14 protein-coding genes are annotated in these 18,064 nt (G+C 67.1%); 7 read left to right on the top strand and 7 right to left on the bottom strand.

What is annotated here, in order from left to right; genetic code table 11:
- Positions 1-125: 125 nt before the first annotated feature.
- The 3 genes from ACIBCN_RS32475 to ACIBCN_RS32465 all read right to left on the bottom strand — a co-directional run bounded on the left by ACIBCN_RS32475 (position 126) and on the right by ACIBCN_RS32465 (position 3,417).
- Positions 126-1,286: a zinc-binding dehydrogenase gene (locus ACIBCN_RS32475; RefSeq protein WP_396995507.1), complete on the bottom strand. Its 1,161-nt coding sequence runs from the start codon at positions 1,284-1,286 to the stop codon at positions 126-128.
- A 113-nt stretch (positions 1,287-1,399) separates the two neighbouring features.
- Positions 1,400-1,699: a hypothetical protein gene (locus tag ACIBCN_RS32470; RefSeq protein WP_396995506.1), complete on the bottom strand. Its 300-nt coding sequence runs from the start codon at positions 1,697-1,699 to the stop codon at positions 1,400-1,402.
- 5 nt (positions 1,700-1,704) lie between these two features.
- Positions 1,705-3,417 carry an MFS transporter gene (locus tag ACIBCN_RS32465; RefSeq protein WP_396995505.1) on the bottom strand — a complete coding sequence of 571 codons (1,713 nt, stop codon included), beginning with the start codon at positions 3,415-3,417 and terminating at the stop codon, positions 1,705-1,707.
- 105 nt (positions 3,418-3,522) lie between these two features.
- On the opposite strand from ACIBCN_RS32465, the gene ACIBCN_RS32460 reads away from it, so the two are divergent.
- Positions 3,523-4,011 carry a MarR family winged helix-turn-helix transcriptional regulator gene (locus ACIBCN_RS32460; protein ID WP_396995504.1) on the top strand — a complete coding sequence of 163 codons (489 nt, stop codon included), beginning with the start codon at positions 3,523-3,525 and terminating at the stop codon, positions 4,009-4,011.
- 15 nt (positions 4,012-4,026) lie between these two features.
- Here ACIBCN_RS32460 and ACIBCN_RS32455 read toward each other — a convergent pair whose 3' ends face one another.
- On the bottom strand, positions 4,027-5,628 hold the full coding sequence (locus tag ACIBCN_RS32455; protein ID WP_396995503.1) for an FAD-binding oxidoreductase: 1,602 nt from the start codon (positions 5,626-5,628) through the stop codon (positions 4,027-4,029).
- 353 nt (positions 5,629-5,981) lie between these two features.
- On the opposite strand from ACIBCN_RS32455, the gene dnaK reads away from it, so the two are divergent.
- The 5 genes from dnaK (at position 5,982) to ACIBCN_RS32430 (ending at position 11,888) form a co-directional block, all read left to right on the top strand.
- Positions 5,982-7,829 (top strand): molecular chaperone DnaK, encoded by a 1,848-nt coding sequence (gene dnaK, locus ACIBCN_RS32450; RefSeq protein ID WP_396995502.1) that lies wholly within the window; start codon positions 5,982-5,984, stop codon positions 7,827-7,829.
- A complete protein-coding gene (grpE, locus tag ACIBCN_RS32445; protein ID WP_396995501.1) occupies positions 7,826-8,503 on the top strand; it encodes a nucleotide exchange factor GrpE in 678 nt (225 codons plus the stop codon). The genes dnaK and grpE overlap by 4 nt, the downstream gene beginning before the upstream one ends.
- Positions 8,504-8,581: 78 nt before the next feature.
- The gene (gene dnaJ / locus ACIBCN_RS32440) at positions 8,582-9,742 is read left to right on the top strand and encodes a molecular chaperone DnaJ (RefSeq protein ID WP_396995500.1); all 1,161 of its coding nucleotides are present in this window, start codon (positions 8,582-8,584) and stop codon (positions 9,740-9,742) included.
- Positions 9,742-10,149, top strand: a complete 408-nt coding sequence (locus ACIBCN_RS32435) for a heat shock protein transcriptional repressor HspR (protein ID WP_396995499.1) — start codon at positions 9,742-9,744, stop codon at positions 10,147-10,149. Before dnaJ ends, ACIBCN_RS32435 begins: the two co-directional genes overlap by 1 nt.
- 569 nt (positions 10,150-10,718) lie before the next feature.
- Positions 10,719-11,888 carry an FAD-binding oxidoreductase gene (locus ACIBCN_RS32430; RefSeq protein WP_396995498.1) on the top strand — a complete coding sequence of 390 codons (1,170 nt, stop codon included), beginning with the start codon at positions 10,719-10,721 and terminating at the stop codon, positions 11,886-11,888.
- Between the two features lie 97 nt (positions 11,889-11,985).
- On the opposite strand, the gene ACIBCN_RS32425 is transcribed toward ACIBCN_RS32430, so the two are convergent.
- From ACIBCN_RS32425 to ACIBCN_RS32415, 3 genes are all read right to left on the bottom strand, one after another.
- Positions 11,986-12,765: an FAD-binding oxidoreductase gene (locus ACIBCN_RS32425; RefSeq protein WP_396995497.1), complete on the bottom strand. Its 780-nt coding sequence runs from the start codon at positions 12,763-12,765 to the stop codon at positions 11,986-11,988.
- Between the two features lie 17 nt (positions 12,766-12,782).
- The gene (locus ACIBCN_RS32420) at positions 12,783-13,943 is read right to left on the bottom strand and encodes an FAD-binding oxidoreductase (RefSeq protein WP_396995496.1); all 1,161 of its coding nucleotides are present in this window, start codon (positions 13,941-13,943) and stop codon (positions 12,783-12,785) included.
- 312 nt (positions 13,944-14,255) lie between these two features.
- Positions 14,256-15,191 (bottom strand): NADP-dependent oxidoreductase, encoded by a 936-nt coding sequence (locus ACIBCN_RS32415; protein ID WP_396995495.1) that lies wholly within the window; start codon positions 15,189-15,191, stop codon positions 14,256-14,258.
- Between the two features lie 267 nt (positions 15,192-15,458).
- Here ACIBCN_RS32415 and clpB point away from each other — a divergent pair, with 267 nt between their 5' ends.
- Positions 15,459-18,014, top strand: coding sequence for an ATP-dependent chaperone ClpB (gene clpB, locus ACIBCN_RS32410; RefSeq protein WP_396995494.1), 2,556 nt, complete (start codon positions 15,459-15,461; stop codon positions 18,012-18,014).
- The last annotated feature ends 50 nt before the right edge of the window (positions 18,015-18,064 follow it).

Raw genomic sequence — 18,064 nt, 5'->3', positions numbered from 1 at the left:
CGACCTGCGCTAGCCGCTTCGCCGCGAGGCTCAGATCCGCCGCCGCGGACGCCGTGGCCCCACGCTAGGCATGGCCTTCCAATCAACCCATCGGCGGAATCCGACCATCTCTGTGATCGAGAGCGTCAAGGGGTGACGGCGCTGCTGGTGGGGTCGATGAGGATTTTGGCGTGGTGGTCGGGGTTGGTGAGGGTGGTGAAGGCGGATTCGATGCCGTTGAGGCCTACGGTGCCGGTGATCAGGGGGGTGGGGTCTAATTTGCCGTCGGCGAGTAGGTGGAGGGTGTCGCGGAATTCGCCGGGGTCGTAGCCGAAGGCGAAGCGGAGTTCGAGTTCTTTGTTGATGGCCATGGCGGGGTGGATGCGGTCGGATTCCATGCAGACGCCGACGACGACCACGCGGGACAGCGGCGGTGCGGCGGTCAGGATCTGGTCGAGAATGCCTGGGACGCCGACGCATTCGAAGATGACGGGGCCGGATGGGCCCGCGTTCAAGGTGTGCGCGAGGCGGAAGATGTACCACCACGGCAGGTTCGGGACGCGGCGCAGGCGGTCCATGGTGTCGAAGCCGAGATCGAGGATGTCGGTGACGCCGTTGATTCGGCCGCGTTTGGGGGTGGCGGTCCAAGGAGAGTCGGTGGCGGGGTCGACCACGACGTCCGCGCCGCACGCGGTCGCGAGTTCCCTACGGCGCGGGGAGAAGTCGCTGGCCACCACGGTGCGCACGCCCGCGGCCTTCAACATGCTGATCACCGCGAGGCCGATGGGTCCGCAGCCGATCACGAAGGCGTTCTGCCCCTTGCCGACTCGGCCTCTGCGGACCGCGTGCCAGGCAACAGCCATGGGTTCGGTGAGCGCCGCGTGTTCGGCGGACAACCCGTTCGGCACCGGCATGGTCATCGATTCCTGGACCACCACCTGCTCGGCGTACGCCCCTGGCGCCTCGACCGACAGCCCGGTCAGCTGCGGTTTCGCACCGTGCCGCACGATCGGCAGCGCCACCACGGGTGTGCCCGTCGCCCACCGCTTGCGGCACCCGGGCCCGTAATCGACGACCGCGCCGCTGAATTCGTGGCCGAGCACCACACTCTGGTCCGACCGCATGAACGAGTCGTAGCCGGTGGTCACGGCCAGCTCGGCCATCTCGTCGGCATGGTTGCGGGCATGCAGGTCGGAACCGCAGATGCCGCAGCGCGCTACGTCGATCAGCAGTTGCCCGCGCCCCGGTACCGGTGTCGGCAGGTCGATGACCTCGAACTTCGAGTTGGTGACGACGGCGGCCCGCATAGTGAACTCCTCGAATCGGCAGCGTCTCCCACGCTACTGCGTACCGCCCGGCAAAACAGCGATCAGACCGCCGCGAGTGCCTACTCGGCATCGCGACGGTCTCGCGGCGGGATTCACTGCCGGTCGCGCAGGACGGGGAACACCTCCTCTTGGAGGTAGGTTTCGAGGTCGCGACCCTTGCGGTTGGCTTCGATCACCGAGACGCCGTGCTGCTCGGCCTTCTCGAGCAGCAGCGCGCGCGAATCGCTTTCCACGCCGCCGCCGATCAGCAGGAAGTCGACCGGGTCGGTGTCGAGCACCGCGACGGCGTCCTCGTCGGCGAGCACGCCGTGCGCGCTGAAACCTTGGGCTCGTAGCTGGGCGATGCCCGACTCCACCACGCTCGGGCCGCGGCCGATGACCAGGATATCCATTGTCCTCATACTCCTATCGGTGTCAGATCCACTGTCGCGGTTCCGGTTTCGAGGGGTTCGAGCTTGGCGTCCTTCGGCAGCGCGAAGAAGCCGAGACACATCAGCAGCAGCGTGCCGATGCCGTACCAGAGCGTGTAGTCGAAGGTGTTGGCGAAATTGGTCGCGTTCGCGTCGGTACCTGCCTCGGTCAGTATCCGGCCGACCTCGTCGCTACCGGTCGGCGTGAGGCAGCTGTCCGGCACCGCGGTCGGATCGATCTGTGTGGATCGATCCCGCACGCAGGCACGGAAATTGGCGAGGATCTCGTCCTGCGCGGGCAGCGGCAACCCGGCGACCGCGAGCTCGGCGCGAAGCTGCGGGGTCACCGCGTCGACGCCGCGGGCCGAATCATGGTCGAGCTGAGTGAAGAACACGACGCCGACCAGTGCCACGCCGAGCGCGGTGCCGAGCTGCTGCCCGGTATTGAGCAGCCCGGACGCCGCGCCCGCTTCGCCCGCGGGGATCTGGCCGAGCAGCAGGTCGATGGTCGGCGCGACCACCATGCCGAACCCGATACCGGTCACGATCAGCGGGAAAACCATCTGCCATGAGGCGATCTCGGCGCCGTAGTGTGCCGCGAGCCAACCGTAGAGACCGAACCCGAGCGCGTTCACCACGCCGCCGGCGATCAGCACCCGCCTGCCGAACCGCGGCGCCAGCACGCCGACCGAAACGCCTGCTCCCACACCAGCTCCCACGGCGAAGAATACCGCGGTCAGGCCGGCCCGCATCGGCGACCAGCCCAGCCCGGACTGCATGAACAGCGTCCACACCAGGAAGAACCCGCCGAGCCCGATCCAGAACAGCAGCCAGCTGCCGAGCCCGATCGCGAACGGCCGGGAACGGAACAGGCCGAGGTCGATCAACGGCGACCCACCGGTCCGCGCTCGCCGCCGTTCGTAGCCGACGAACAATCCGAAGGTCAGCACCGCGGCGACGATCATCACGAAAGTCCAAGCGGGCCAACCGAGTCGGCGCCCCTCGGTGATCGGGTAGACCAGGAGCAGCACGGCGCCGACAGCCAGCACCATGCCGACCACGTCCAGCCGCGGCGGCGTAGTCGAGCGCGAATCCTTCATCACGGCCGCGGCGGCGAACAGTGCGGCAAAGCCGACCGGGATATTGACCAGGAAGATCGGCCGCCAGGCCAGCTCGAACAGATCCCACTGCACGAGCAGCCCGCCGAGCGAAAGTCCGACCGCCGACGCGGATCCGCCGACCGCGCTGTACAGCGCGATCGCTTTGGCGCGTTCGTTTTCCGGGAAGGTGACCCGGATGATGGCCAAAATCTGCGGCACCATCAGTCCCGCCATCGCGCCCTGCACGAACCGGGACGTGATCAGCATCGTCGGGTCAGTACTCAGCCCGCAGGCCGCGGACGCGAGGGTGAATCCGGCCATGCCGACGAGGAAGACGCGTTTGCGCCCGTAGATGTCGCCGAGCCGGCCGCCGGTGATCAACACCGCGGCGAACGCGAGCACGTAGGCCGCGACGATCCATTCGAGCTGTGAGTACTGGGCCTTCAGGTCGGACTGGATGCTCGGGACGGCGACATTGACGATCGTGACGTCGAGCAGATCCATGAAGCCCGCGGCGAGCACGACCGCGAAGGCGATCCAGCGGCGCGGGTCGAGATCGGTCGGGGAATCGGTATCGGTGGGGTGGAGGTCGTGGTCCACGGCGGCTCTCTTCGACTCGGTGGGCGTCTCCTCAAACTATGCACATGAAGTGATTATCACGCAATAGGACAATCATCATGAGTGCGTTAAAGGTATGCTGTGCGGGTGACCGATCCGAGGTTTCCGCCGCTGTCCGACCAGCCCGCCTTCCTCCTCGGCCAGCTGGGCGCCTACACCAGCGGTCGATTCGGCGAGTTGCTCGCGCCGCTGGACATCGGTCCCCGGCACTTCGGCATGCTGCGGCTACTGCGCGAACACGACGGGCAGACGCAGCAGCAGTTGGGCGAGACGCTCGGCATACATCGCAATGTGATGGTCGGGCTCGTCGACGAATTGGAGAAACGACAGCTCGTAGCGCGACGCAGGCATCCCACCGACCGCCGCGCGCACGCCGTCTATCTGCTGCCCGCCGCGCGCGACGTACTGACCCGCGCGCAGGAAACAGTGCGCCGTCTGGAGGCCGAGCTGTTCGCCGAACTCGACACCGACGAGCGGGCGACGTTGCAGCGGTTACTGCAGCGCACGGCCGCGAGCAACGGATTACGCCCGGGCATTCATCCCGGACTCACCCACGATCGAATGCGCCCTTGCTGACCGGAGTTCGGTAATTCACAGCAGCACACCGGGATTCAGGACGCCCGCCGGATCGAGCGCGGACTTGGCCGCGCGCAGCGCGAGCGCGAAGGGCTCCGGCCGTTGCTCGTCGTACCAGAGCCGGTGATCCCTGCCCACCGAATGATGGTGCGTGATCGTCCCGCCTGCGGCCGAGAGTGCCTCGGACACAGCCGCTTTGATCTCATCCCACTGCGCGACCGTGCTGCCCCAGCGGCCGGTGGCGTAGATGCCGAAGTACGGTGCGGGCCCGTCCGGATAGACGTGGGTGAACCGGCAGGTGACCACGCCGGTCGCGCCGACCGCGCGGATCGCGTCGTTCGCGGCGCTGGTCACGGCGGCTTTGAGGCCCTCGAATCGGTCCCAGGTGCAAGCGGTTTCGAAGGTCTCGGTGATCATCGACCGCGCCGCGAGCGCATCGCGCTGGTACGGCATGCGCAGGAACGACGAGCGCCACGTATCGGCCGTACCACCGCTGTGTGTGTTCGTGTCCGAATCCGAGTAGCGCACGGGTTCCGGCAATGTGCCGCCGTGTTCGACGGCGATCTCGACGGCGCGTGCCATCCACGGCTGCGTCGGGTGGTCCGCCGATTCGAAGCCGAGCACCAGCACCCCGCCCGCGGTCGCCGCCCCGGCATTGAGGAACGCCTCGGCCGGATCCAGCAGGCGGCAATTGGTCGGATACAGACCCGACTGCGCGATGACGCGGGTGGCGGCGACCGCCTGGCCGTAGTCGTCGAAGTGCACGGAAGCCGTTGCGCGCCAACGTGGGCGGTCCTGCAGACGCAGCCACGCCTCGGTGATCACGCCGAGCGTGCCCTCGGAGCCGAGGAACATCCGATCGGGCGCGGGCCCCGCACCGGAACCGGGCAACCGGCGGGATTCGCTGATACCGGCGGGCGTCACCACCCGCATCGACTCCACCAGGTCATCGATGTGGGTGTACAGCGTCGCGAAATGCCCGCCCGCGCGCGTGGCCAGCCAGCCGCCGAGCGTGGAGAACTCGAACGACTGCGGAAAGTGCCGCAGCGTCAGCTTCGCTTCGCGCAGTTGGTCTTCCAGTGCGGGCCCGAACACACCCGCCTGAATCCGCGCGGCGCGACTGGTGGGATCGATCTCGAGGACGCGATCGAGCGCCCCGAGGTCGAGGCTGATCGCACCGGCGAAATCGCCATCGAACCGCGGCTCGATCCCGCCGACCACGGAAGTCCCACCGCCGAAAGGGATTACGGCGATCTTCGCCCGGCTCGCCCAGTCGAGCACGTCGACGATGTCGGCCTCGGTCCGTGGCCGCACCACGAGGTCGGGTGGAGTCCGCACCTGGCCCAGCAGATTTCGCACCACATCGCGGAAGGCCTGCCCGTGTGCGTGCGCCGCGCGATCGGCGGGATCCGGGGAAGTCAACTCGGCGAGTGCCGCCGGTGCGGCGATCCGAGGCTCGGGCAGTGCGAGCGATTCGATCGTCGGTGGCTCGTGTGGCGTCAGGTCGGCGCCGGGCATGATCGCCGCGACGCGCGCCGTCAGCGCCGCCCGCTCCGCCCCGCGGACCGCGTCCTCGACGTTGCCCCAGCCCCACCATGACCGCGTCTTCGCCGGCACCGTGACTCCTCTCCGCCGGGCCCGCACCCGCCGCGCGAGCTATTGCACCACGGGTGGCCGGGCCTGGTCCGCGCGACGAGAATCAGGAAGAGACGAAATTGGTGCCGCCGTTCGGGAATGATCCTCGTCGGTCGGCCGTTGAGCTATTCGACAGTGTTGAGTGTGTCGGACTCAAGTTTGAGTTGACTCCCGGCGATAGTTGGGGGCAGGATTGAGCCGACCACGCTCATCGTTGCTGGGGCCGTGCTCCGTCAGGTGCTGGAGCGAGGTCTCGCGGTACAGGGTGACCTGGCCGTAGGGCGACACACGCCCAGCACCGACACCAATAAGTACGTCAATTAGGAGGAACAACAATGGCTCGTGCGGTCGGAATCGACCTCGGGACCACGAACTCGGTCGTCGCCGTACTCGAAGGCGGAGAACCGGTCGTCGTTGCCAACTCGGAAGGATCGCGCACCACCCCGTCGATCGTCGCCTTCGCGAAGAACGGCGAGGTGCTGGTCGGCCAGCCGGCCAAGAACCAGGCCGTCACCAACGTGGACCGCACCATTCGCTCGGTCAAGCGCCACATCGGCACCGACTGGACCGTCGAGATCGATGGCAAGAAGTACACGCCGCAGGAAATCAGCGCGCGCACGCTCATGAAGCTGAAGCGCGACGCGGAGGCCTACCTCGGTGAGGAGATCACCGACGCGGTCATCACCGTGCCTGCGTACTTCGAGGACGCTCAGCGCCAGGCCACCAAGGAAGCCGGCCAGATCGCCGGCCTGAACGTGCTGCGCATCGTCAACGAGCCCACCGCGGCCGCACTGGCGTACGGCCTGGACAAGGGCGACAAGGAACAGACCATCCTGGTCTTCGACCTCGGTGGCGGTACCTTCGACGTCTCGCTGCTGGAAATCGGCGAGGGCGTCGTCGAGGTCCGCGCGACCTCCGGTGACAACCACCTCGGTGGTGACGACTGGGACGAGCGCGTGGTGACCTGGCTGGTCGACAAGTTCAAGGCCAGCGCCGGCATCGACCTGACCAAGGACAAGATGGCGCTGCAGCGGCTGCGTGAGGCCGCCGAGAAGGCGAAGATCGAGCTCAGCTCCTCGCAGAGCACCTCGATCAACCTGCCCTACATCACCGTCGACGCGGACAAGAACCCGCTGTTCCTCGACGAGCAGCTGACCCGCGCCGAGTTCCAGAAGATCACCTCGGACCTGCTCGACCGCACCCGTGCGCCGTTCCAGTCCGTGATCAAGGACGCGGGCATCAACGTCGCCGCGATCGACCACGTCGTGCTCGTCGGTGGTTCCACCCGGATGCCCGCCGTCTCCGAGCTGGTCAAGGAACTGACCGGCGGCCGTGAGCCGAACAAGGGCGTGAACCCGGACGAGGTCGTCGCCGTCGGCGCCGCACTGCAGGCCGGTGTGCTCAAGGGTGAGGTCAAGGACGTCCTGCTGCTCGATGTGACCCCGCTGTCGCTGGGTATCGAGACCAAGGGCGGCGTGATGACCAAGCTCATCGAGCGCAACACCACCATCCCGACCAAGCGCTCGGAGACCTTCACCACGGCTGACGACAACCAGCCTTCGGTGCAGATCCAGGTGTTCCAGGGTGAGCGCGAGATCGCTTCGCACAACAAGCTGCTCGGCTCGTTCGAGCTGACCGGCCTCCCGCCCGCCCCGCGTGGCGTGCCGCAGATCGAGGTCACCTTCGACATCGACGCCAACGGCATCGTGCACGTGACCGCGAAGGACAAGGGCACCGGCAAGGAGAACAAGATCAAGATCCAGGACGGCTCCGGCCTGTCCAAGGAGGAGATCGACCGGATGGTGAAGGACGCCGAGCAGCACGCGTCCGAGGACAAGGCCCGCCGCGAGGAGGCCGAGACCCGCAACCAGGCCGAGTCGCTGGTGCACCAGACCGAGAAGTTCATCAAGGACAACGAGGACAAGGTCCCCGCGGACATCAAGTCCAAGGTGGAGGCGGCTATCGCCGAGGCGAACGAGGCGCTCAAGGGCACCGACATCGCCGCGGTCAAGGCGGCCGTCGAGAAACTGGCGACCGAGTCGCAGGCGCTCGGCCAGGCGATCTACGAGTCGTCGGCCACCGACGGCGCCGCGTCCAGCAATGGATCCTCGGCCACCGACGCCGATGACGAGGTCGTTGACGCCGAGGTTGTCGACGAGCCGGTGGACACGGAGAAGAAGTGACCAACGGCAACAATTCGGAGCAGCGCAACTCCGAGCAAGAGCCGGTCACCTTCGTCGATAATCGCAAGATCGATCCGGAAACTGGTGAGGTTCGGGAGCCGGCGGCGGAGGCCGCCGGCGGCCCCGGCCCGGACGCCGGGAATGACACCGAGTCGATTATCGGCGCGGCGCAGGGTGCCGAGCTGCTGGCCGACGCCGTCAGCAAGGAACTCGCCGAGCGCACCGCCGACCTGCAGCGGCTGACCGCGGAATACGCCAACTACCGGCGCCGCGTCGAACGCGACCGCAAGACCGCGATCGACACCGCAAAGGCCGCCGTGGTCACCGAATTGCTCGGCGTGCTCGACGATCTCGATCGGGCGCGGGCGCACGGCGACCTGGACAACGGACCGCTCAAGTCGGTGGCCGACAAGCTGGCCACCGCGCTGCACAAGCAGGGCCTCGAGGAATTCGGTTCGGCGGGTGAGCCTTTCGACCCGACCCTGCACGAGGCCGTGCAGCACGAGGGCTCCGGGCACGACCCGGTGATCGGCATCGTCATGCGCAAGGGCTATCGGTTCGGCGAACGGGTGCTTCGGCACGCGCTGGTCGGGGTAACCGATGGCGTGGCCGATGGGGCCACCACCGATCCGACCGAGGCATCGGACGCTGATGCCGGCGCGAACAAACAGTAATTCGGCGGCGCGAGCGTCGGGCCCGGAGGCACCTGATGAGTGCCGCGAATCGAACATTGCGAGAGGAGGAGATATCCGGTGAGTCAACGGGAGTGGATCGAAAAGGACTTCTATAAGGAACTGGGTGTCTCCTCCGGCGCCTCGCCGGACGAGATCAAGAAGGCGTACCGCAAGCTCGCACGTGACCTGCATCCGGACGCCAATCCCGGTGATACCAAAGCCGAGGAGCGGTTCAAGACCGTCAGCGAAGCACACGCGGTGCTGTCGGATCCGGCCAAGCGCAAGGAGTACGACGAGACCCGCAAATTGTTCGCGGGTGGCGGCTATCCACGCGGCGGCGGGTTCACGCCCGGTGCGCCAGGCGGCTTTTCGCAGGACTTCAACATCGGTGACATCTTCGGCGGCGCGAACGCCGGCGACGGTGGCCTCGGTGACCTGCTCGGCGGCCTGTTCAACCGGGGCGGCACCCGCACCACGAGCCGTCCGCGCCGCGGGGCCGACGTGGAGACCGAGACGACACTCGGGTTCCGCGAGGCCGCGCAGGGCGTCACGGTTCCGCTCCGGATGACCAGTCCGTCGCCGTGTACCACGTGTCACGGCAGCGGTGCCAAGCCGGGAACCAGCCCGCGGGTCTGCCCGCATTGCAACGGCACCGGCATCATCAGCCGCAACCAGGGCGCGTTCGGCTTCAGCGAGCCGTGTGATGACTGCCGGGGCACCGGTTCGATCATCGACGACCCGTGCGTCGACTGTCACGGCAGCGGCATCCAGAACCGCACGCGCACCATCACGGTGCGGATTCCCCCGGGAGTCAGTGACGGACAACGGATTCGGCTGGCCGGTCAGGGCGAGGCGGGCCTGCGTGGCGCGCCGTCGGGCGATCTGTTCGTCAGCGTGCACGTCAGCCAGGACAAGGTCTTCGGCCGCAACGGCGACGACCTCACCCTGGTGCTGCCGGTCAGCTACAGCGAATTGGTGCTCGGTACCACGGTGTCCGTGCCCACCCTGGAGGGGCGGGTCGGCGTCAAGGTGCCACCGGGCACCGCGGACGGCCGCATCCTCCGGGTCCGCGGTCGTGGCGTGCCCAAGCGCGGCGGCGGCGCCGGTGACCTGCTGGTCACCGTCAAGGTCGCGGTGCCACAAAAGCTGGATGACAATGCCGCCGAAGCGCTTCGGCGCTTCGCGGAGGCGGAGAAGGCCAGCGGATTCGACCCACGGGCAGGATGGGCAGGTGCTTGATGTCCAATGATCCGAAGCAGGCGGGCGGCGGTTCGTCGCGCGTCGAGTTCTTCATGATCTCGGTGGCGGCCCAGCTGGCGGGCATGCACGCGCAGACCCTGCGCACGTATGACCGTCTGGGACTGGTTACGCCACAACGGACTTCGGGCGGCGGGCGACGCTACTCGGCCAGGGACGTCGAGCTGTTGCGCGAGGTGCAGCGGCTGTCTCAGGACGAGGGCGTCAACCTGGCGGGCATCAAGCGCATCATCGAACTCACCAATCAGGTCGAGGAATTGCAACAGCGCGTCGCCGAACTGTCGACCGAGCTGGATCGGTTGCGAGCGGGCTATCGGCCCGATCTTTCGCCGCCGCAACGCAGTACCGCACTGGTGGTGTGGCAACCGCGTAATCGCCGTGGTATTTGAGCGATCAGCAGTCCCGCAACAATACTGAATACGGCTAGCTAACTATCGGGCCGCCGGCCTCGGAGAATTGATTGTGCTCCGAGGTCAGCGGCCCGAAGTCGTGCCGGACGCGGATGTCTGAAGGGTAGCCAACGGTAAGCCGAGACTCGGTGTGCGACAGCGCATCGGGCCAGCCGATCCCGGCCGATAGCCGACTGGTCAGTTTCATCGGGCGCCCTGGTGGCGTGGCGTGCGGCGTGGACTGACTCAGTCGGTCGATCGTCCAGTGATGTTGCCGCACGGTCGCTCTGAGATCGCTCTCGAAGCGAAGGCTGCATAACGAGGCTTGCAAATTCAGTGTATCCGTGACTGATTTCACCCGATTTTTGCGGTCTACCAGTCTGTTTCATAAGGGTTTTGCGCTGCATGTCCTCGTTTCCGGGGAATTACACGCTTGTTGTTTAAACGGAGGATTCCGCTCCTGGCAAACCTCGCCTACACTCCTTGGCAACGGCTGCTGACGAGTGTCCCGCAGCACCTCACTCGCCGGCACAGTTTGTGTTCGAGTGCGAAATGGGGTTGTGACACAAATGGATTCGCGGACTGTCGCTTTGATCAGAACGACGTTCAAGGCGGTTGCTGCGGAGGAAGGGGGGCCGGAGAAATTAGCGAGATCGTTCTACGCGATCCTATTCACCGACTACCCCCAAGTCCGCGATTTCTTTCCAGCAGCCATGGACGCACAGCGAGACCGCCTGGTCAAGGCCATCGCTTATGCCCTTGATCGGCTCGAGGAGCCGAACAAGCTGTTGCCCTTCCTTTCTCAGCTCGGTCGTGATCACCGCAAATACGGTGTACAGGCCGCGCATTACATGGCGGTCGCGGTCTCGCTGAAGACCGCGATGCAGGTGTACGCGGGCACCGAGATGTGGACCGACGAGGTCGACCGGGCCTGGGATGAGGGCTTGAAGATCATCAGCGACACCATGATCGGCGCGGCGGAGAAGGAAACCACGCCACCGGTCTGGACCGGCACCGTGGTGGAACGCCGCGACGTGCTGCGCAACCTGACCGTGCTGCGGTTGCAACTGGACCAGCCGATGCAATACGCCGCCGGTCAATACCTGAGCGTTCAGATACCGGCCCGGCCGCGGATGTGGCGCTACATGTCACCGGCGGTGCCCGCGAATGCCAACGGGGAGATCGAGTTTCACGTCCGGAGCGTGCTCGGCGGCTGGGTCAGCTCGGCCATTGTCGGCCAGACCGCCATCGGCGATCAGTGGCTGCTCGGCTCGCCGCTCGGCGGCCTCGGCATCCCGCGCAACACCAAGCGCAAGATGTTGATGGTCGGCTGCGGCACCGGCATCGCGCCGTTGCGCGCCCAGTTGATGGCGATGGCGCAGCGCCGCACCAACCCGAAGGTGCACCTGTTCGTCGGCGGGCATCATCCGTGCGACCTCTACGACCTGGACACGCTGAACAGCTTGGCCGTCGCCAACCGCTGGCTCACCGTCACACCGGTCACCGAACACGACGAAAACCCTTGGTGGTATACCGATTCCAGGGAACTCGCGCCCGCCCACGCGGGCCTGGAGCCGCGGCTGACCGGCCAGATCGGCAAGGTGGTCGCCAGCTTCGGCGCCTGGGCCGACCGGGATGTGCAGATCGTCGGCTCACCCTCGATGGTGCAGACCACCAAGTTCCGCATGATGGCCGCGGGGACGCTCACCAAGAACATCCGCCACGACCCCCTGTTCTGACCGGCCGTCCGGGATTTCGACCCCTCCCGTTATCCCGGGCTCAGTCGGAATCCGGTCGCGCCGAGTACCGCGGCCGGATTCCGGCGAGGCGGCGTGCTCAGACCCCTTCAAACTGAATCCGTTCCGGCGGAGTTCCGGTGGCGAGCAGACGGTCGACCGTGGCATTGACCATGGCGGGGGAGCCGCACACCAGCACCTGGTGGTTGTCGAACGCGCCGTGTGAGCCGACCACCTCGGCGAGTGTGCCGAAGAGCATCTCGTCCGGCGGGAACCCGATGTTCACCCGGCTGCGCTCGTACCATTCGTCTTCCCAGCTCGGGTCGTCCGGGCTCTCGACCACGGGAATGACCGTGAGCCAAGGCAATTCACCGGCCAGCAGGTACAGCATGTCCGAGGCGTACAGGTCGCGCGGGGTGTGGCCGCCGAAGAAGAGGTAGGTGTGCGGCGGTTCCGGCGCACGCGCCAGGTCCAGGATCTGCGCCCGCAGCGGGGCCAGGCCGGTGCCGCCCGCGATCAGCACCACCTCGTCGCCCGCCGGATCGATCGCGAATCTGCCGAACGGCGCACGGATCTGCCATTCGTCGCCGGGGCGGGTGTCGGCCACGATCGAACCGCTGCACCAGCCGCCTGGCACGGTGCGCACATGGAACTCCAGCTTGCCGTCCAGCGACGGCGGCAGCGCCGGGGACAGCCTGCGCCGCATGCTCGGCTGCTGTGGCACGGTGACCTCGACGGACTGGCCGGCCAGGAACGGAACGAACTCGCCGATCAGGCGAATCACCGCGAGATCGTGCCGGATTCGATGGTGTCCGACGACCGTAGCGGTCCATTCGGTCGGCAGGGGTGCGCCATTGCCGAGCGCACTAGGGTCCCCCATGAGGGCGGCCTCCTTCGTCACACAGGGTCGGAGCTGATGATGTGCTCCGGAGTACCGACCGCGATCAACGCACGCCGGGTGTCCGCGATCATCTTCGCCGACCCGGCGATCTGGATCTGCCGGTCCGCCCACGCGCCGAAGCTCGCGACCACCGCGCCCAGGTTACCGATCAGCCGCCGGTGCATGCCGTATGGCTCTTCCTGCGGTGGATGCGGATACCACCACGGGTTGGTCTTCTGCTCGCAGACCGGGACGATGGTGAGCCACGGATTGCTCTGCGAGAGCTGCCACATGTTCTCCACGTCGTAGAGATCGCAGGGGTAGCGGCCGCCGATGAAGAAGTGCACCCTCGGGTTGATGCCGCGCTGACCCATCTCGATCAGCTGGGCGCGCAGCGGGGCGATGCCGGTGCCCGCGCCGATCATCAGCACGTCACGGCCGCTGTCCCGGTCCACGTGCAGTCCGCCGAGCGGTCCGGCGATCTGCCAGCGGTCGCCGACCCTGGCCTCGTTCACGATGGCGGGGCTCACCCAGCCGCCGCGGATCTTGCGGATGTGGAACTCGATCTCGCCGTACGGGTTGGCCGGGATCGCGGGCGAGAAGTAGCGCCACATCTTCGGCCGCTGCGGCACGGTGAGCGGCACGTACTGGCCGGCCTGGTAGGGGATCGGGCTCTCGGATTGCAGCCGCACGATGGCCAGGTCCTCGAGCACCCGGCGGTGACCGACCACGGTCGCCTCCCAGTACGGCTGGGACTTGTCCGAGTTCGCGCCGATGGCCATGGACGCGGAGATCAGGATAGTGATGTCGCGCCAGCCCTCCTCCAGGCCCCGATGCCAGGTCCCGATGCCGTTGTACGCGCGGAACGCCGAAAGCAAGGCCCGGCCCGCGGCGTCGTAGTGCGCCGCGTCGACCCCGTATTTGCGATGGTCGCGGGCCAGCTGCTCCAGGAACTTCTGCGCCCGCCCCCAGTCCTCGAGGTGATCGAGCACGTACTGGATGGCGGTGACGATCCGCTTGGCCTGCATCTCCATCGCAGGCGGGAAGAGTTCACGCAGTTGCGGGTTCTCGGCGAACAAATGACCGTAGAACGCACTGACCAACCGCTCGGGTCCGTGTGGCGACTCGATCACCGCACGGAAGTTGGCGCGGACCAGCGCAGCCGAACGCGCATCCACGACGCGAAGCTTCCTTTCCCTCAGTTCTGCCCGGGGACATATCCGTAACCGGCGGTCCTCCGCTGATCAGTATCCCCGAAAGTGCCGTGGTCGTGTTGGTATGCACGACCTGCTCGCGACTACGCCTCGCCGGCGCTTGGCTAGGTCACGAGCCTGCGATGTCCATCGGGCTTGCTCGCTGGCGCTCGCGCGCCGTACACAGCGCGGGTGGGATACGGCCTCGCTGACGCTTCGGCCTCTGTTGACAGGTTATCTGTCGGATTGCCGGTGCGGTTTCGGCAGGGGGTTACCGGGCCGTTGTCTGCCCGTTCGCTAGATGGCGAGGACGGTTTTGCCGCGGGCGCCCGCTGCGCCGATGGCGGTGGTGCCGTCGGCGAGGGGGATGGTGGCGTCGATCGGGACGACCACGTCGCCTTCGGCTACCCGGTCCAGTAGTCGGGCCAATTCTGGTGCGCCGCCTTTGGATTCGATGTTGCCGCCGCGGATGCTCCTGGTGCGCAGGGCGTCTTCGTCGGCGGACCAGATGGTGGAGTAGACGGTGCCGCCGTCGCGGACGAGGGTGGTCAGGTCGGCGAGGACTTCGGGTGGGCTGACCAGGTCGAAGAGGACATCGATGCCGTCGGGGTGGGCGGCGGCGACCTGGTCGCGCACCGAGCCCGCGGTGTAGTCGACGGTTTCGGCCGCGCCGAGGCGGGTCATCTGGTCGGCGACCTCGCCGCGGGCGGTGGCGATGACGTCGGCGCCCGCCATGTTCGCGAGTTGGACGAGGAAGGAGCCGACGCCGCCGGTGGCGCCGACGATCAGCACGGTCTGGCCGGGCTCGATCTTGGTGGCGTCCACCATGTCCTGGGCGGTGACGCCCGCGGTGGGCAGGGCGGCGGCCGCGGCGGTCGGCACGCCCTCGGGGATGCGCACCAGGGTGCCGCCCTCGGGGATCACCGCGTATTCGGCGAAGGTGCCGTGGCCGGCCGGTGGGGTCAGGAACTTGCCGACGACCCGGTCGCCGACGGCGAAGTGGCTGACGCCGGGGCCGACGGTGGCGACGGTGCCCGCGCCGTCCACGCCCAAGATCATCGGAAAGTCGTGCGGCAGTTTGCCGTCCAGTATCCCGTCGGCCATTTTCGCGTCGAACGGGTTGACCCCTGCCGCCTCCAGCTGCACCCGGATCGCTCCCGGTCCTGGCTCGGGGACCGGCATGTCGGTCAACTCGGGTGCGGCTCCGAACTTCCGTACGACAATCGCGCGCATCCATTCGCTCCTTGAATCGGGCTGAAGAGTGATGCATCAACTAACGGCAAGGGTCATCGTATGCATCCATACCTCATGGACGCTGTGATTCATGGCATTGCGAGGGTGTCGCGGCGGTACCGTTCAGGCGGGACGAAAAATACCCAAACTTGAGCGGAACAGACTCAACCTTTCCCACGTTGGATGTAGAGGATGGCGCGGAGCCGCGCGAGATGCGTGCGGATCAGGCTTCGGCGCCAGCACAATCGACCAGTAGGAAGGTGACTTGTGGACTCGTTCAATCCCACCACCAAGACCCAGGCGGCCCTGACCGCCGCGCTGCAGGCGGCCTCCGCCGCGGGCAACCCGGAGATTCGTCCGGCCCACTTGCTGGTGGCGTTGCTGGATCAAACCGACGGCATCGCCGCCCCGCTGCTCAAGGCTGTCGGCGTCGACCCGGCGACGGTCCGGCGCGAGGCCCAGGACATCGTGGACCGGCTGCCGAGCGCGACCGGCGCGACCACCACCCCGCAACTCGGCCGCGAGGCGCTGGCCGCGATCACCGCGGCCCAGCGCCTCGCCACCGAGCTCGGCGATGAATATGTCTCCACCGAGCACGTCATGGTCGGCTTGGCCGCGGGCGACTCGGATGTGACGATGCTGCTGAAGAAGTACGGCGCCGATGCCGACGCGCTGCGCGAGGCATTCACCGCCGTGCGCGGCAGCGCCAGGGTGACCAGCCCCGATCCCGAGGGCAGCTATCAGGCGCTGGAGAAGTACTCCACCAACCTCACCGAGGCCGCGCGGGCAGGCAAGCTCGACCCGGTAATCGGGCGCGACACCGAAATCCGCCGGTTAGTCCAGGTTTTGAGCCGTCGCACCAAGAACAACCCGGTGCTGATCGGCGAGCCCGGCGTCGGCAAGACCGCGATCGTGGAGGGCCTTGCCCAGCGCATCGTGGCCGGTGACGTGCCGGAGTCGTTGCGCGGCAAGTCCGTGGTGTCGCTCGACCTCGGCGCGATGGTCGCGGGCGCGAAGTACCGCGGCGAGTTCGAGGAGCGGCTCAAGGCCGTGCTCGAGGACATCAAAAACAGTGCGGGCCAAATCATCACGTTCATCGATGAGCTGCACACCATCGTCGGCGCCGGCGCGACCGGCGAATCGGCGATGGACGCGGGCAACATGATCAAGCCCATGCTGGCCCGCGGCGAGCTGCGCCTGGTCGGCGCGACCACGCTGGACGAGTACCGCAAGCACATCGAGAAGGACGCCGCCCTGGAGCGCCGCTTCCAGCAGGTGCTGGTCGGCGAGCCGTCGGTGGAGGACACCATCGGCATCCTGCGCGGCATCAAGGAGCGCTACGAGGTGCACCACGGCGTGCGCATCACCGACTCCGCGCTGGTGGCCGCCGCCACGCTCAGCGACCGCTACATCACCTCCCGGTTCCTGCCGGACAAGGCGATCGACCTGGTCGACGAGTCGGCGTCCCGGCTGCGGATGGAAATCGACTCGCGCCCAGTGGAAATCGACGAGGTCGAGCGCGCGGTGCGGCGCCTGGAGATCGAAGAGGTCGCGCTGAGCAAGGAGACCGACGAGGCCTCCAAGCAGCGACTGGAGAAGCTGCGCTCGGAACTCGCGGACGATCGCGAGAAGCTGAACCAGCTGATGACCCGCTGGCAGAACGAGAAGAGCGCCATCGATCAGGTCCGAGTCCTCAAGGAGGAGTTGGAATCACTGCGCGGTGAGTCCGAACGGGCCGAGCGCGACGGCGATCTCGGCAAGGCCGCCGAGCTGCGCTACGGCACCATCCCGGCGCTGGAGAAGAAACTCGTCGAGGCCGAAAAGGTCTCCGGCACAGCGGCGGACGGCGAAGTGATGCTCAAGGAGGAGGTCGGCCCCGACGACATCGCCGAGGTGGTGTCGGCCTGGACCGGTATCCAGGTGGGCAGGCTGCTCGAGGGCGAGAGCCAGAAGCTGCTGCGGATGGAGCAGGAGCTCGGCAGGCGGGTGGTCGGCCAGACCGATGCGGTGCAGGCGGTGTCCGACGCGGTGCGCCGGGCGCGCGCGGGGGTCGCGGATCCGAACCGGCCGACCGGCTCGTTCATGTTCGTCGGCCCGACCGGTGTCGGTAAGACGGAGCTGGCAAAGGCGTTGGCGGACTTCCTGTTCGACGACGAACGCGCCATGGTCCGGATCGACATGAGCGAGTACAGCGAGAAGCATTCGGTGGCTCGCCTGGTCGGTGCCCCGCCCGGCTATGTCGGCTACGACCAGGGCGGTCAGCTGACCGAGGCGGTGCGGCGCAGGCCGTACACGGTGGTGCTGTTCGACGAGATCGAGAAGGCGCACCCGGATGTGTTCGACATCCTGCTTGCCGTGCTCGACGAGGGACGGCTCACCGACGGCCAGGGCCGCACGGTGGACTTCCGCAACACCATCCTCATCCTGACCTCGAACCTCGGTGCGGGCGGCGATCGTGAACTCGTGATGAACGCGGTGCGTTCGGCGTTCAAGCCGGAGTTCCTCAACCGCCTCGACGACGTGGTGATGTTCCACGGGCTGGACGAGGAGCAGTTGGAGCACATCGTCGACATCCAGCTCGACCAGCTGCAGAAGCGGCTGTCGCAGCGCAGGCTGAAGCTGGACGTGAGCGACTCGGCCCGGTTCTGGCTGGCCGTGCGCGGCTACGATCCGGTCTACGGTGCGCGGCCGCTGCGCAGGCTGATCCAGCAGTCGATCGGTGACACGCTCGCCAAAGAGCTACTGGCAGGCGAGGTTACCGACGGCGACGTCGTGAAGGTGACGGTGACCCCGGACGGCGACGGGCTCATCGTCGGCAAGTAATACCGGAGTCGGCGGTCGATGCCTTCGGGCGTCGGCCGCCGACTCGTCGT

The sequence above is a fragment of the Nocardia sp. NPDC051052 genome (assembly GCF_044456045.1).
Lineage (GTDB): Bacteria > Actinomycetota > Actinomycetes > Mycobacteriales > Mycobacteriaceae > Nocardia.
This window is presented reverse-complemented; position numbering and strand designations above follow the sequence as displayed.

Bases quoted from the DNA above. Each gene is read 5' to 3' on its own strand.
- ACIBCN_RS32430 (WP_396995498.1), top strand. From the start codon at position 10,719: ATGGATTCGCGGACTGTCGCTTTGATCAGAACGACGTTCAAGGCGGTT.
- ACIBCN_RS32425 (WP_396995497.1), bottom strand. From the start codon at position 12,765: ATGGGGGACCCTAGTGCGCTCGGCAATGGCGCACCCCTGCCGACCGAA.
- ACIBCN_RS32470 (WP_396995506.1), bottom strand. From the start codon at position 1,699: ATGGATATCCTGGTCATCGGCCGCGGCCCGAGCGTGGTGGAGTCGGGC.
- ACIBCN_RS32435 (WP_396995499.1), top strand. From the start codon at position 9,742: ATGTCCAATGATCCGAAGCAGGCGGGCGGCGGTTCGTCGCGCGTCGAG.
- dnaK (WP_396995502.1), top strand. From the start codon at position 5,982: ATGGCTCGTGCGGTCGGAATCGACCTCGGGACCACGAACTCGGTCGTC.
- ACIBCN_RS32415 (WP_396995495.1), bottom strand. From the start codon at position 15,191: ATGCGCGCGATTGTCGTACGGAAGTTCGGAGCCGCACCCGAGTTGACC.
- ACIBCN_RS32475 (WP_396995507.1), bottom strand. From the start codon at position 1,286: ATGCGGGCCGCCGTCGTCACCAACTCGAAGTTCGAGGTCATCGACCTG.